Consider the following 14,353-nt stretch of genomic DNA (forward strand, 5'->3'; position numbering starts at 1 on the left):
CAAAACGGTTGCCCCAGGCACAAAAAAAGCCCGGCGCGCGGCCGGGCTTTTTTTTAACTAATCAGCTGGGTAAGCCGTGGAACACTACACGTTGGCTTGGCTCAGCTTGGGCGTGCCAGCGTCCACGCCGGTCACGTCTTCGCCGCGGGCCAGGCGCTCACGCTCCTCTTTCTTGCCGTAGGTGTCGAGGATAATCGGGGTGGCGATGAACAGCGACGAGTACGTGCCGAAAATCACGCCGATAATCATGGCGAAGGAGAACGAGCGCAGGGTCTCGCCGCCGAACACGTACATCACAAACACCACCAGGAACACCGTGGTGAACGTAATCATGGTGCGCGAGAAGGTCGAGTTCAAAGCCGGGTTCACCACCTGGGCGAAGGTCAGCTTGGGGTTCTCGCGCAGGTACTCGCGGATACGGTCGTAGATAACCACCGTGTCGTTCATTGAGAAGCCGATAACCGTGAGCAGAGCCGCCACGAAAATCTGGTCCATCTCGTAGTTCAGGCCGAACAGGCGGGCAATCGGGAAGGCCGCAATCACGAGCAGGGCGTCGTGGAACAGGGCCACTACCGCGGCCATGGAGTACTGCCAGCGCTCGAAGCGGAACAACACGTACACGAAGATGCCCAGCAGCGTGAGGCCCAGCGAGAGCACCGAGGTGCGCTTGATGTCGTCGGCAATCGTGGCGCCCACTTTCGAGGTCGACTTAATCACCGGCGCGTCGGCGCTGTAAGCCTGCAGGCCCTTGTTGAGGGCGGCCACCACTTTCTTGTCGGCCACGGGGCTTTCGTCTTCGGCCAGGTAACCGGTGGTGATGCGCAGGCGGTCGGGCGAGCCGTACTGCTTCACTTCCAAGCCAGCACCTTCGAACACGGGGCGAATTTTGTCGGCCACATCGGAGGCCACCATGGTTTTGTTGAAGTCGACCACGTAAGCGCGGCCGCCTTTGAAGTCCACGCCCAGGTTGGGGCCGCCCTGCACGGCCATCAGTACGAAGCCGGCCACGATGAACAGCGTCGAGAAGGTGTAGGCCAGCTTGCGCTTGCCCACGATGTCGAAGTTCAGGTTCTTGAACAGGTTGCGCGAAATCACCGTGCTGAAGGTCATCGGGTGGTTTTCGTTGCCCTTCACCATCCACTCGATGATGAGGCGCGACACGAACACAGCCGACAGGAACGAGGTGAGCACACCAATGCCGAGCGTGATAGCAAAGTTTTGCACCGGGCCCGTGCCGAAGAAGCCGAGAATCACGGCAATCAGCATGGTGGTCACGTTCGAGTCGAAAATGGCCGAGAACGCACGCGAGTAGCCTTTGTTGATGGCATCCGTCAGGCTCAGGCCGTGGTCGAGTTCTTCGCGAATCCGCTCGAAAATCAGGACGTTGGCGTCCACCGAGGTGCCCATCACCAGAATCAGGCCGGCGATGCCGGGCAGCGTGAGGGCGGTGCCGAACTGGGCCAGCACACCCAGAATCAGGAAGATGTTGAAGAGCAGGGCGATGTCGGCCACGATGCCGGCGCGGCCGTAGTAGAAGGCCATAAATAGCATGATAATCACCACGCCGGCCAGCGACGAGTACAGGCCTTGGTTGATGGCTTCCTTGCCGAGCGAGGGGCCTACCACGGCTTCTTCCACGATGCGCGTGGGGGCGGGCAGCTTACCGGCCTTCAGCTGGTTGGCCAGGTCCTGGGTGTCTTCAATCTGGAAGCTGCCCGTGATGCTGGTGCCGCCGCCCGTGATTTCGCCCTGCACCACCGGCGCCGAGCACACGTAGTCGTCGAGCACCATGGCCACCTGGCGGCCGATGTTGGCGGCCGTCATCTTGGCCCACTTGCGCGAGCCGGCGGGGGTCATGTTCATCAGCACTTCCGGCTGGCCGTTCTGGCCGATGTCGGCGCGGGCATCGTTCACGGCTTCGCCGCTCAGCATGGGCACGCCGTCGCGGGTTTTGCGCACCGGAATCAGCTCCAGGTACTCCTGCTTCTCAATGGTGGTGGGCTTCAGGCTCCAGAGCAGGGCCAGGGTGGGGGGCAGAGTGGCTTTGGCTTCGGGCGAGCGCAGAATCTGGTTCATGCGGGCCGTGTCGCGCAGGTTCACGCCCAGGCGGCCGGGCATGGTGAAGAGCTTGGCGAGCACGCCGCCCTGCGCCGAGTTGGCGGCCGAGTCGGCCGTGGCATCCTTGGTTTTCTTGGCCAGCTGGGCCGCCAGCGAAGTCGAGTCGCCCGCCGCGGCGGTAGCCGTGGTGTCGGTGGTCGAAGCCGTGGCAGGGGCCGCTTTGGCGGCAGCCTGCTTGGCCGAAAGCTGCTTGTCGAGGGTCACGAGGTAGGGGCCCACTTCGTTCTGGTTCCACACTTCCCAGAATTCCAGCTTGGCCTGGCCTTGCAGCAGCTTGCGCACGCGGTCGGGGTTGTCCACGCCGGGCAGCTCGATTTGCAGGCGGCCGGTGCCTTTCACGCGCTGAATGCTGGGCTGGTTCACGCCGAACTTATCCACGCGGGTGCGCAGGATGTTGAACGAGCGGTCGATGGCTTCTTCCACTTCCTTGTCGATGGCGCCAATCACCTTCTCGTTCGAGGAGTTGATGTCGATGCCGCGGCTCTTGTTGGTGGTGTTGGCGAAGATGGTGGCCAATGGCTTGCTGGGCGCCAGCTGCTGGTAGGCCTGGGCAAACAGCGCCGTAAACGGCGTGCTGGAGTTGGTCTTTTGGGCTTCCTGGGCGTTGGCCAGGGCGCGGTTGAAGGCGGGGTCTTTGCTGTTGCCGCTCATGGCGCGCACAATTTCCACCGGCGACACTTCCAGCGTCACGTGCATGCCGCCTTTCAGGTCGAGGCCGAGGCCGAGCTCGCTCTGGCGCACTTCGCGGTAGGTGAAGGGGCCGAACACGGGCGCGCGCCACACCGAATCGAGGTAGTGCTGGCGGGCGGCTTCGTCGAGCTTGCCGTTGCGCGTGGCGTAGGCCACGGCCTTGCTCTGCACCCCGCGCGAGACGTAGGTGAAGAACAGGAAGTACGCGCACAACGCCGTGACGACGAGGGTGAGCGCGATGATTAATCCTTTGTTACGCATGTGAAAATCAGTAATCAGTTAGTAGTTGTCAGTGAGCAATGAAAGCGGGAAGGGGCATGCAAGCAGCCACCAGCCGGCAGTTCAGGGCCACGCCCACCAACTGCTAACTGTTCACTGCTAACTGCCAACTGAATTTAAGGGGCCTGCGGCGACAGGGCCACGGCCAGCAGCCGCGCCCGAAACACCTCGCCCGCCCGGATGCCGGCCCGCAGGCGCGGCACGGCCAGGGCCTGGCGCAGGCTGGGCAGCCACACGGCCGGTACGGCGCTGGGCAGCCAGGCCACCATCGGCGGCGCCACAAAGTGGTCGAGGGCCGTGGTGGCTTCCAGCAGTACTTTTTGTTTCACCACCGCCACGCGGGTGGGCTGCGCCCAGCGCGTTTCACCCTTGCCCACGGGCCGCAGCACGCTCACGGCGCGCTGGTTCAGGCCCAGCACCAGCAGCACCGTGGCGGCGAGCAGGGCAAAGCGGAGCGAGAACCAAAAACGGGAAAGCAGAGCCAGCATGGGTATGGACGGGGTCTGCAAAGATACCCATTTGGCGGGAATGCAGGCAAGGCCCATTTTCGGCCCCGCAAAACGCCCTCGCCGGCGTGTAAGGCCCGCTCGCAGGCCGGTATTCCGAACCCGCACCCCGGTTTGGGCCGCTCACATGCGCGTAGGATGAACTCGCAGCTCGGTTTGACGGACTCGCACGCGTGTATGCCGAAGTCGCACCCTTGTTTGACAAACTCGCACACCGGCTCAACGAGCTTACATCCGTCTACCGGCAACATAAAAAAGGCCCCTATAACAGGGGCCAGCCAAGGCAAAATAGAAACACTAGCAGCTAAAGCTTCTCCAGACGCAGGGGCTGAATCCAAACGAAACAAAGCTTTTACCGCGGGGCCAAGTGGTATTTGACCAACTCCCAGGTGCCGAGGTTGGCGTAGGCCTTGCGCGTGTAGCCCACGCCGCGGGTGAGGTGGTAGTCGTAGCGGGCCGAATCGAACAGGAAGGGGATGCGCAGGTGCACCGAGCGGGGGAAGCGGCCGGCGGGCACGCTCACGGAAAGGGTGTCGAGCAGGATGGGGCCGGTGGCGGCGATGGGCTGGCCAATGAACCGCTGGGGATAGGACCAGAGAATTCCTAAGGGGATAGGTTTGCGGCTTCACTATTTTGAGCGACGCCCCATTGGCTTTCCTGCCCCTCCGCTTGAAAGTATTCAAGTCCGCGGAAGCCGCTATTAGGACTGACGCCGGGGAAGTAGCGGCGGTTGGAGTGCCAGCAGGTGTAGTCGTAGAGCTCGGTGCAGGTGGGCAGGCCGTAGGTGGTCTGACCCGGCTGGAACACGCGCACCCGGCTGCCGATGACGGTGACGGTGTCGACCTCGACCGGGGTGGACCCGCGCTTCTGGTAAACCCAGTAGGAGCCCTGGGGGAAGTGCCAGTAGGCCGGGAACGCGGCCGACGCCCGGGCCACTTGGGTGCATTCGGTGGGCCCGGCCGGAGACTTTTGGCAGCCGCCGGCCAGCAAAATCACTGAAAATAAAGAAATGAGTACCCGTTCCATAAGATGATGTTGGAGAGTTGGCAAGAGCCATTCAACGACGCTGGCAGCGCAATCGTGACGCGCAACAGCAACCCCAGAAGTGCCGCTGAAAAGAACCCGGAAAAGAAAAACGTTACGGGTCGGAAGCCGACAAGCAGCGTGCAAAACCAACGAGGTGCACGAACGCCGAGTGCTCTGCCTAAAGGCGCAGAGAGCCACGAGTTCGGGTGAAAACTCAGGGTGGCGGGGCGGTGGAAGGCGCCCCAAGCCGGGCGCAGTGGAAAGGGGCCGGCCAGTAGGTCAAATATATACCGACAGGCTAGTGCAGCGGAAGGCCTAATCGAGAATTATGTAAGCTTGTCAGGCCTCCCCGGTGCAAGAAAAATCGTTGCCGTAACAACAGCGCAAAGCCCCGGCTGCAACGGCAACCGGAGCTTTACTGATACACGCGCGTCCAGTTCGGCGGCGCGTTTAATAGCTTATTTCAGCGCCTCAAACGTGTACTGCGCATCGGCCCAAAAGGCATCGAGCGCCACGATGCGGGGCTTGAAAAACGAGATGAGCTTCGGCCAGTCGTCGCGGTTGAACAGGTTCACCGGCTGTAGCTCCGTGTAGATGCAGCTCAGCGGCAGGCCCTGGGCGTCCAGGGCCTCTTCTTCCCAAATCCATTCCTCGCCCAGCGTTTCGTGCAGCAGCGTTTTCAGCTCCCGAAACTGCTCAAAAAATAGCTCCCGAATGCCCGCGTCCGGGTGGTTCAGCTCAATGGCGATTTTGGCCTGCCGGTTGTCGGCCTGCATTCGAAAATACAGGTGCTTGATGCCCGTCTTGTAGTTAATCCAGTTGGTGGTTTCGCCCTCGGCCGAGGGCACGGGGGCCATGTATTGCCCAAAGGCGGTCCAGAAAGCCTGGCGCAGTTGGGTAGCTTCCGCTTTGCTATACATTTTAAGAGGAGGGAAGTAGTAAGGAAGGGAAAAGGCAAAAATAGAACGTCCTGCTGAGCGCCGCCGAAGTGTCTCTCACGCAATAGCAAAGAATCTTCTTCGCGGGCGAGATGCTTCGGCGGCGCTCAGCAGGACGTTCTACTGATTAGGTGCCTCGTTTTGCCGCCCTACAGCGGCGTGGCCCACCAGCCGGCCTCGTTGCTCTGAATGGCCACGCCACCGGCGTTGTGGTAGTATTCCTCCACACACTCTTTAAAGCCGGGGTTGTTGGTGCTGGCAAAGCACACGGCGTGGTCGGCGGTGGGTAGCGGGCCGGTGTGCATGGCAAACACGCTGCCCCGCTCGGCCTTCGTGATGATGAGGTAAGTCGTGTCGTTGAGCTTGCCCAGGCTGGCGTCGAACACCTCGCCGTAGGCTTTGTCGGGCGTCACTTCCACGCGGTAGGCGGCGTTGCCGGCCGGGTGCTGCATGATGCCGGCCTGACCGTTTTTGTCGCAGCTCAGCAAGCCCAGCACGCTCGCCGAAGCAACGACGGCGGAGGCTAGCCGGGAAAAGAGTAAAGGTGTGCGTTTCATAAGCAGCAAAGCAAAGGATGACTGGGTGGCGCTGAACCGGCTGCGGCGGCTCAGCTAGCCGCGGCCCGCTTCCGGTAAGGTGGAGATTGCAGGTCCAAGATAATCCATTTTTACTGCTATTGCGCAACGCAGCCAAAAAAAGGCCGCTCAACTGCCCGAGTGGGCAGTTGAGCGGCCATTATAGAAATGGTCAGCTGTGGCCGGCGCGCGGCTAGCGTTGCGCCGCTACTTTGCTCTGCAGAAAGCCCACCAGCACCTCCAGCCCCTTCTCGAAGTGGCGGTTGTTGGGAATCACGATGTCGGCGTAATGCTTGTAGGGCGCGATGAACTGCTCGTAAGTCGGCGCCACGTGGTGGGTGTAGCGGTAAAGCACATCGGCCAGGTCGTAGCCCCGCTCGTCGCGGTCGCGGATGATGCGGCGGTGCAGCTTCACGTGCTCCTGGGCGTCGATGTACACCTTGAGGTCGAGCAGCTTGGCAATCTCCTCGAAGTGAAACACGAAGATTCCCTCCACCACCACAATGGGCGCCGGCCGAAACACCAGCTCCTTGGGCGTCACGGCTGCGTTGTTAAAGGTGTACTCCTTGCGGCGCACCTCGTGGCCTTGGCTGATGCGCAACACGTCGTCGGCGTAGGCCGCGGCGTCGATGCTGGCGGGCAGGTCGAAGTTTTCCACGCCCTGGTCGTCGCGCAGCTGTTTTTCGCGGGGGTGGTAATAGTTGTCCTGCGAGATGAGGCAAATCTCCTCTTCGGGAAAGGACGCCAGGAGCCGGCGCAAAAACGTGGTTTTACCAGAAGCGCTGCCTCCGGTGATGCCAATTAGATACGGGGTGTGCATAGCAGGCAAAGATAATGCTGCGCTCAGGATGACAGACGATTTTAGTTGCTAACTACTCACTTCACTTCTCACTCTTCAAAAACGCCAGCAGCCCCGCCACCGCCCGTGCCCGGTGGCTGATGCGGTTTTTCTCGGTGCTGCTCATTTCGGCGAAGCTGCGCCCGTCGCCCTCGGCGGGCACAAACACCGGGTCGTAGCCGAAGCCGCCCGTGCCGTGGGCTTCTGCCGTAATGTGGCCCGCCACCTCGCCGGCAAACTCGTGTACGCTGCCATCGGCCTGGGCCAGGGCCACCACCGTGCGGAAGCGGGCCGAGCGGTCGGCGGCGCCGCGCAACTCCTGCAGCAGCTTGGCCACGTTGTCTTCGGCCCGGCGCTGGGGCCCGGCGTAGCGCGCCGAGTACACGCCGGGCTCGCCGTTGAGGGCCGTTACTTCGAGGCCGGTATCGTCGGCGAAGCAGGCCACGCCGTAGTGCTGGCGCACGTATTCGGCCTTCTGGCGGGCGTTGCCCTCCAGGGTATCCTGGGTTTCGGGCAGTTCTTCGTGGCAGCCGATGTCGGCCAGGCTCAGCAGCGTGAAGCCGGCCGGCAGCAGCGGCCGGATTTCGTCGAGCTTGTGCTCATTATTGGAGGCGAAGCAGAGTTGGGTAAGCAAGGGAGAAAGTATGTTGGGTTTAAATCAAAACGTCATGCTGAGCGCAGTCGAAGCATCTCGCGTGTGGTAGTAATTCAATCGCAAGAATTACTTCGGCACGCGAGATGCTTCGACTGCGCTCAGCATGACGTTCTCAATAAATCAGATTCCCTACCTAAACATCGACTTGATGGTGCCCCAGGAGCGCTGCACGGCGCTGGGCGTGCCGGCCAGCACCGTGAGGTAGCTCTGGTCGCCGGTGGGGCTGTGCACGGTGAGGCGGTAGGTGAAAGGCCCCCCGGCTGAGGGCGCGGGCGTGCCGGGCGTGCTGCCGGGCGCGGTGCGAAACACGTTGGCGTCGTAGTACTGGTAGCGGCGCTGCCCGTTGGGCACCACGCTGGTCACCGTGTTGTAGCTGGTTTCGGTGGCCGACTTGCGGGCCAGCTCGAAGCCCGTCACGTCGGCTTCGCTGTTCACTTCCCAGTCCACGCGCACCCGGGTGCCTTCGTAGGCGGCGGTGAACATGGTGAGCGACGCGGCCACGGCCAGCACGGCGCTGCACAACACCAGCAGCAGGGCTGCGGGGCCGGAGCGGCGAATCAGGCGACGGACGGGTACAAGTTTCAGCACACGCAGCAGCGGGCCCCGAGTGAGGGCCGAATTCAAATGTACAACCTTTTCAGAAAGGCAACAACCTCAGGAGCACGGCTTGCCCGGCCCGAAGCTGCGGAAAATGTTAGCGCCGGGGTTGGGTATTTCGGAGCTAAGCTGTACTTTTGCAGTCCCTTCCGCAAAATCGGCAGGGTTCAACCGGTAAAACTGACCCTCGATATGAAAAAGGACACCCACCCCGAGTACCAGGAAGTCGTATTCCAGGACTCTTCTTCGGATTTTAAGTTCATCACCCGCTCCACGATGAAGCCGACCGACACCATCACGATGGAAGACGGCAAAACGTACCCGCTGGTGAAAATTGAAGTGAGCTCGGCCTCGCACCCCTTCTACACCGGCAAAAACATGTTCATCGACACGGCCGGTCGCGTGGAGAAATTCCGCAGCCGCTACGCCAAGAAAGAGCAGAGCAGCGCCAACAAAGAATAGCTTTTTAGTTGTTAGTTGCTTGTTGTCAGTTATTAAGCTGATGAGCGGGCAGCCAAAAGCTCCCGGTAGCCCAGCTGCCGGGAGCTTTTCTTTTTACGATAACCGAACTTTGCCCCGGCGTTGTCTGCCCCGGCATTGGTCCGGCCCCGACAACTGACAACAAGCAACTGACAACTACCTCCATGCACGTTCTGCTTTTCGACGACCCGGCCATCCGGCCGCACCTGCTGCCCTTCACCTTCACGCGGCCCGTGGCGGCGCTGCGCTGCGGCATCCTCACGCTGGCCGAAAAGTGGCAGCGTCGGTTGGGCGTCGAGGCCGTGGGCTACCTCACGCAGCCGTACCTGCAGGCCAAGTTTCCGGCGGGTGACGTGCGCGGCGCCGCCCTCATCGTCAACGGCGCCGTGTGCCCCGACTACTTGCTCACGCGCCAGGTGCAGGCCCTGCAGCCCGGGCAGGCCCTGTATAGCGACGATCTGCTGGTGGCCGCCCGCGTGGCCGATGCCTCGCTGGTGGCCGAGCTCATTCAGGACGGCATCCCCGAAACCCGGCAGGTGGCCGAGCCCGTGACGGTGATTGACCGCCCGTGGCAGCTGTTTTTGCGCAACGGCGTGGAAATCCGCCGCGACTTTGCGCTGCTCACCCAGGGCCGCACCTCGCAGCCCGTCGGCGATGCCCACACCATTGTGTATGGCGCCGAGAATATCTTCATTGAGGAAGGCGTAAAAATCCGCGCGGCCATTCTCAACGCCGAGGACGGCCCCATTTACCTGGGCAAAAACTCGCAGGTGCACGAGGGCGCCATCATCAAGGGGCCGCTGGCGCTGTGCGAGGGCGCCCACATCAACGCCGGGGCCAAAATGCGCGGCGACAACACCGTGGGCCCGTTCTCGAAGGTGGGCGGCGAAGTGGGCAACAGCATTTTGCTGGGCTACAGCAACAAGGGCCACGACGGCTACCTGGGCAACTCCGTCATCGGCGAGTGGTGCAACCTGGGGGCCGACACCAACACCTCCAACCTCAAGAACAACTACGCGCCCGTCAAAATCTGGAGTCACGCCGCCAAGCGCTTCGTCGACACCGGCCAAACCTTCTGCGGCCTGATGATGGGCGACCACAGCAAGTGCGGCATCAATACCATGTTCAATACCGGCACGGTGGTGGGCGTGGGGGCCAACATTTTCGGGGCCGGCTTCCCGCGCACCTTCATCCCGAGCTTTAGCTGGGGCGGCGCGGCGGGCTTCGAAACATTCAAGCTGCCCAAAGTAGGCGAGGTGGCTGAGCGCGTGATGGCCCGCCGCAACCTGCCATATGATGCCGTGGAGCAAGGCATCATGCAGGAAGTATTTGCGGCTACGGAGGGCGATAGAATCTGGGAAAAGGCTAAAGCATGACCTTCGCCGAAATTCCCAACCAAACTGCCGTCAAGCAGCTCCTGCGCCAGTCGGTGCAGCGGCAGCACGTGGCGCATGCCCAGCTGTTCCGCGGCAGCGAGGGCGGCGCGGCGCTGGCGCTGGCATTGGCCTACGCGCAGTTTTTGAACTGCGAGGAGCGCACCGCCGATGCCGCCGACAGCTGCGGCCACTGCCCGGCCTGCACCAAAATAGCCAAGCTGGCCCACCCCGACCTGAACTTCATCGTGCCCGTCACCACCACCAAAACGGTGACCAAGGACGCGGTGAGCAGCAAGTTCATGGCCGAGTGGCGCAGCTTCGTGCTCGACAACCCCTACCAGGGCCTCAACGACTGGATGCAGCACATCGGAGCCGAAAACAAGCAGGGCAACATCAGCAAGGACGAGGCCGTGCAGATTCTGAAGCTGGTGAGTCTCAAAGCCTTCGAGGCGCGGTTCAAAATCGTCATCGTCTGGCTGCCCGAGCTCATGCACCCGGCCGCCGCCAATGCGGTGCTGAAGCTGCTGGAGGAGCCGCCGCCCGCCACTATTTTCCTGCTCGTTAGCCACGCGCCCGAGCAGCTGTTGCCCACCATCATCAGCCGGGTGCAGCCGGTGGTGGTGCGCCCGTTTTCCGAAGACGACATAACCGACTTTCTGCACACCGCCTACCAGGTGCCCGAAGCCAAAGCCCGCCAGGTGGCGCAGCTGGCCGAGGGCAGCTTGGGCGCCGCCATCGCCAGCCGCGACGCCAATGCTGACCACGACTATTTCGAGTTTTTTGCGAAGTGGATGCGCCAGTGCTACAGCCAGAAAGCGGCCGACATTCTCAAGCAAAGCGACGAATTCCAAAAGCTGGGCCGCGAAAACCAGAAGGAGCTGCTGAGCTACTCGCTGGGCCTGCTGCGCAAGGTGCTGCTGTTTGGCATCGACCCGAAATTTGTGCCCCACCTGGCCAGCGGCGAGCAGCAGTTCGTCACGGGTTTTGCCAAATTCGTGACCCCGAGCAACGCCGATTTACTCAGCAAAGAACTCACCGACGCCCACTACCACATCGAGCGCAACGCCAACGCCAAAATGGTGTTCGTGGACAGCTCCTTGCGGCTAGGGGGATTTTTGCGCGCCTGAACGAAAAAGCACGGTCATGCTGAGCGCAGCCGAAGCATGACGTTTTAAACGATAACTGACTGATAATGAAAATCCGCCTCGCCACCCGCGCCAGCCGCCTTGCCCTCTGGCAAACCGAACACGTGGCCGCCTTGCTGCAAGCGGCCGGTTTCGAAACCGAAATCGTGCCCATGCAAACCACCGGCGACGCCGTGCAGGACCGCAGCCTGGCCAAAATCGGGTCAAAAGGCGTGTTCACCGAAGAGCTGGAAAACAGCCTGCTGCGGGGCGAAACGCACTTGGCCGTACACTCGGCTAAAGACGTGCAAAGCAGCATTCCGCGCGAGCTGGAGCTGCTGGCGTTTCTGGAGCGCGAGCAGGTGAACGACGTGGTGCTCAGCTTCAACGAAGAGTTTTCGCTCGACAAGCCCGGCATCGTGCTGGGCACCAGCAGCACCCGCCGCAAGGCCCAGCTGCGCCGCTTCTACCCGCACGCCGAAACTGCCGAAGCCCGCGGCAACCTCCAGACCCGCCTGCGCAAGCTCGAAGAAGGCCAGTTCGATGCCCTCGTGCTGGCCTACGCCGGCGTACACCGCATGGGCTACGAGCACTTGGTGCGCCACACGTTGCCCGCCACGCAGTTTGTGCCCGCCACCGGCCAGGGCAGCATCGCCGTGGAGTGCGCCGCCGACTTGGACGAGGCCCTCAAAGCCCGCCTTAAAGCCGCCCTCGACCACCCCGCCACCCACACCTGCCTGCTGGCCGAGCGCGCCTTCCTGCACACCATGGAAGGCGGCTGCAGCATTCCCTCCTTTGCCCTGGCCACGCTCGAAAATGGCCGCCTGCGCCTACACGGCGGCCTCATTAGCCTGAGCGGCGAAGAATACGTGGAAGAAATCCAGACCGCCGACTCGCCCGCGGAAGCCCATGCCCTGGGCGTGGCCGTGGCCGATGCCGTGCTGGGCCGCGGTGGCCGCGAAATCCTGGCCAGCATCCGCGAGCAGCGCGGGTAGCCGGGGCTGGCGGTTAGTTTTGTCGAGCGTTTTACTTTCCCTCTTCTATGAAACATTCCATTCTGCGCACCACGGCGTTTTTGCTGGTGCTGCTGTGGGCTGCGGCCCCCGTTTTCGCGGCCGATAAACCCGGCAAGCCCAAAAAGAGCGGCAAAGACGAAGTCGTGACCATCACCACGCCGCAGGGCGTCATCCGCCTCGTGCTCTTCGACGACACGCCCCTGCACAAAGCCAACTTCTTGCAAAAGGCCAAAAGCGGATTCTACAACGGCACTACCTTCCACCGCGTCATCGACAACTTCATGATTCAGGGCGGCGACGCCAACACCAAAGACGCCGACCCCAGCAACGACGGCCTGGGCCAGCCCAACGACCCCACCATTCCGGCCGAGCTCGCACCCGGCCACCCGCACGTGTACGGCGCCGTGGCCGCCGCCCGCATGGGCGGCCCGCGCGGCACGCCCAGCAGCAACTCCCAGTTTTACCTGGTCGAAAACCACGAGGGCACCCACTTTCTCGATGGGCAGTACACCGTGTTCGGCCAGGTTATTCAGGGCCTCGATGTCATCGACAAAATTGCCAAGGTGAGCAAAGACGCCCGCGACCGGCCCCTCGCCGACGTGAAAATGACCATGAAAGTGGAGAAGCTGAAGCGGAAGAAAATCAGCAAGCTCTACGGGTACAAGTACGAATAGCCACCCGGCGCCCACTGCCAGCGTATGAAAATCCTCGTCACCGGTTCCAATGGCCTGCTGGGCCAAAAGCTAGTTGCCTTGCTGCGCGCACAGCCCGAAGTGGAGCTGGTGGCCACCTCCCGCGGCGCCAACAAGCTGGCTGCGCTTTACCCCGGCCTGGACTTTATGCCCCTCGACGTGACCGATGCCGCGCAGGTGCGCCAAGTGCTGGCCCAGGAGCGCCCCACCCACCTCATCCACACGGCCGCTATGACCAACGTGGACGAGTGCGAGCTCAACCACGAAGCCTGCTGGCTGCACAACGTGACGGCCGTGGCGCACCTCGTCGACGCCTGCGCCGAGTTTGGCATTCACTTCACCCACCTCAGCACCGACTTTATTTTTAGCGGCGAGGCCGGCCCCCTGGCCGAAGACGCCACGCCCGGGCCGGTCAATTTCTACGGCCGCAGCAAGCTGGCCGCCGAAGAGTTGGTGCGGGCCAGCCCCGGCCGTTGGGCCATTGCCCGCACCGTGCTGGTGTACGGCGTGGCCCACGAGTACGGCCGCACCAACATCGTGCTGTGGGTGCGCGACTCGTTGCGCGCCGGCAAAGCCATCAAAGTGGTGTCGGACCAGTGGCGCACGCCCACCCTGGCCGAAGATTTGGCGCAGGGCTGCTGGCTGCTGGCCCGCCACTCGGCGCAGGGCATCTACCACATCAGCAGCGACGAAATGCTCACGCCCTATGCCATGGCCCTACAGGTGGCCGACTTTTTTGGGCTCGACCACGGCCTCATCGAGGAAGCCAACGCCGCCACGTTTACGCAGCCGGCCCGGCGGCCGGCCCGGACCGGCTTCATCATCCATAAAGCCAAGCGCGAACTGGGCTACCGCCCCCACACTTTTGCCCAGGGCATTGAGCTGGTGGGCCGCCAGAGCGACGAGCGGTAAGGGCAAAAAAAACCCGCCGGGGTAGACGGCGGGTTAAAACTCGGCAGGGGTAGCCAGCGAGCGGTAGAAGTAGCGAATGGGTAGATAGGGTAAGGGTATTATACCAAATGCGGGAAGTTGATAGGTAATGGGTAATCGACTGGATGCGATGGCTAAGCGTTAGAGCGGAAAGGAGGAATCAGGACTGCGGCCATACGCCTACCAGCAGGCCACCCACCAGTACGGCGGTGCGGCCCAGCAGGGCAGCTTCGCCCAATGCGCGCGGCACAACCATGCCGTCGGGAGTCACGAAATCAATGCCCACCGATATGGGGCGAGCCGCCTGTGAGGTAGCCTTGGGGCGACGGGAGGAGCCCAATGATGGGTAAACGAGCAGATACATAACAGAACGGGGTAGAGAAAAAGAGGAGTTGGGAGAGCGTCGAAATGGCTTTGTGCTGAAAAGCAATACAATGTTACCACCTCATTTTACCCTTTAAAAGGACATACCTGCTCATAGTGAGACATCCAACTGCCAGGCTCCCTTATTAG

Annotated in this window: 16 protein-coding genes; 6 read left to right on the plus strand and 10 right to left on the minus strand. The window is 62.2% G+C overall.

Annotation, left to right across the window (positions count from 1 at the left end; translation table 11 throughout):
• Positions 1–84 precede the first annotated feature (84 nt).
• The 9 genes from secDF to JAO73_RS08315 form a co-directional block, all read right to left on the minus strand.
• On the minus strand, positions 85–3,069 hold the full coding sequence (gene secDF, locus JAO73_RS08275; RefSeq protein ID WP_198976605.1) for a protein translocase subunit SecDF: 2,985 nt from the start codon (positions 3,067–3,069) through the stop codon (positions 85–87).
• Between the two features lie 134 nt (positions 3,070–3,203).
• A complete protein-coding gene (locus JAO73_RS08280) occupies positions 3,204–3,575 on the minus strand; it encodes a hypothetical protein (protein WP_198976606.1) in 372 nt (123 codons plus the stop codon).
• A gap of 370 nt (positions 3,576–3,945) precedes the next feature.
• Positions 3,946–4,116, minus strand: a complete 171-nt coding sequence (locus JAO73_RS08285) for a hypothetical protein (RefSeq protein ID WP_198976607.1) — start codon at positions 4,114–4,116, stop codon at positions 3,946–3,948.
• A gap of 80 nt (positions 4,117–4,196) precedes the next feature.
• The gene (locus JAO73_RS08290; protein WP_198976608.1) at positions 4,197–4,619 is read right to left on the minus strand and encodes a hypothetical protein; all 423 of its coding nucleotides are present in this window, start codon (positions 4,617–4,619) and stop codon (positions 4,197–4,199) included.
• 458 nt (positions 4,620–5,077) lie between these two features.
• Positions 5,078–5,539 (minus strand): DUF4268 domain-containing protein, encoded by a 462-nt coding sequence (locus tag JAO73_RS08295; protein WP_198976609.1) that lies wholly within the window; start codon positions 5,537–5,539, stop codon positions 5,078–5,080.
• Positions 5,540–5,706: 167 nt separating this feature from the next.
• Positions 5,707–6,114, minus strand: coding sequence for a hypothetical protein (locus JAO73_RS08300; protein WP_198976610.1), 408 nt, complete (start codon positions 6,112–6,114; stop codon positions 5,707–5,709).
• Positions 6,115–6,325: 211 nt separating this feature from the next.
• Positions 6,326–6,952 (minus strand): uridine kinase family protein, encoded by a 627-nt coding sequence (locus JAO73_RS08305; protein ID WP_198976611.1) that lies wholly within the window; start codon positions 6,950–6,952, stop codon positions 6,326–6,328.
• A 61-nt stretch (positions 6,953–7,013) separates the two neighbouring features.
• Positions 7,014–7,604 carry an RdgB/HAM1 family non-canonical purine NTP pyrophosphatase gene (rdgB, locus tag JAO73_RS08310; RefSeq protein WP_198976612.1) on the minus strand — a complete coding sequence of 197 codons (591 nt, stop codon included), beginning with the start codon at positions 7,602–7,604 and terminating at the stop codon, positions 7,014–7,016.
• Positions 7,605–7,754: 150 nt separating this feature from the next.
• A complete protein-coding gene (locus tag JAO73_RS08315; RefSeq protein WP_198976613.1) occupies positions 7,755–8,213 on the minus strand; it encodes a hypothetical protein in 459 nt (152 codons plus the stop codon).
• Between the two features lie 201 nt (positions 8,214–8,414).
• Between JAO73_RS08315 and JAO73_RS08320 the strand changes: the two genes are divergently transcribed.
• From JAO73_RS08320 to JAO73_RS08345, 6 genes are all read left to right on the plus strand, one after another.
• Positions 8,415–8,684, plus strand: coding sequence for a type B 50S ribosomal protein L31 (locus JAO73_RS08320; RefSeq protein WP_190925099.1), 270 nt, complete (start codon positions 8,415–8,417; stop codon positions 8,682–8,684).
• Positions 8,685–8,866: 182 nt separating this feature from the next.
• Positions 8,867–10,078, plus strand: a complete 1,212-nt coding sequence (locus JAO73_RS08325) for a GlmU family protein (protein WP_198976614.1) — start codon at positions 8,867–8,869, stop codon at positions 10,076–10,078.
• A complete protein-coding gene (locus JAO73_RS08330; protein WP_198976615.1) occupies positions 10,075–11,205 on the plus strand; it encodes a DNA polymerase III subunit in 1,131 nt (376 codons plus the stop codon). The genes JAO73_RS08325 and JAO73_RS08330 overlap by 4 nt, the downstream gene beginning before the upstream one ends.
• Positions 11,206–11,270: 65 nt before the next feature.
• Positions 11,271–12,197 (plus strand): hydroxymethylbilane synthase, encoded by a 927-nt coding sequence (gene hemC, locus JAO73_RS08335; RefSeq protein ID WP_198976616.1) that lies wholly within the window; start codon positions 11,271–11,273, stop codon positions 12,195–12,197.
• 47 nt (positions 12,198–12,244) lie between these two features.
• On the plus strand, positions 12,245–12,892 hold the full coding sequence (locus JAO73_RS08340; protein WP_198976617.1) for a peptidylprolyl isomerase: 648 nt from the start codon (positions 12,245–12,247) through the stop codon (positions 12,890–12,892).
• A 24-nt stretch (positions 12,893–12,916) separates the two neighbouring features.
• A complete protein-coding gene (locus tag JAO73_RS08345) occupies positions 12,917–13,822 on the plus strand; it encodes an SDR family oxidoreductase (protein ID WP_198976618.1) in 906 nt (301 codons plus the stop codon).
• A gap of 178 nt (positions 13,823–14,000) precedes the next feature.
• On the opposite strand, the gene JAO73_RS08350 is transcribed toward JAO73_RS08345, so the two are convergent.
• Positions 14,001–14,204, minus strand: coding sequence for a hypothetical protein (locus tag JAO73_RS08350; RefSeq protein WP_190925112.1), 204 nt, complete (start codon positions 14,202–14,204; stop codon positions 14,001–14,003).
• Positions 14,205–14,353 lie beyond the last annotated feature (149 nt).

This window comes from Hymenobacter miniatus (genome assembly GCF_016427455.1).
Classification (GTDB): domain Bacteria; phylum Bacteroidota; class Bacteroidia; order Cytophagales; family Hymenobacteraceae; genus Hymenobacter; species Hymenobacter armeniacus.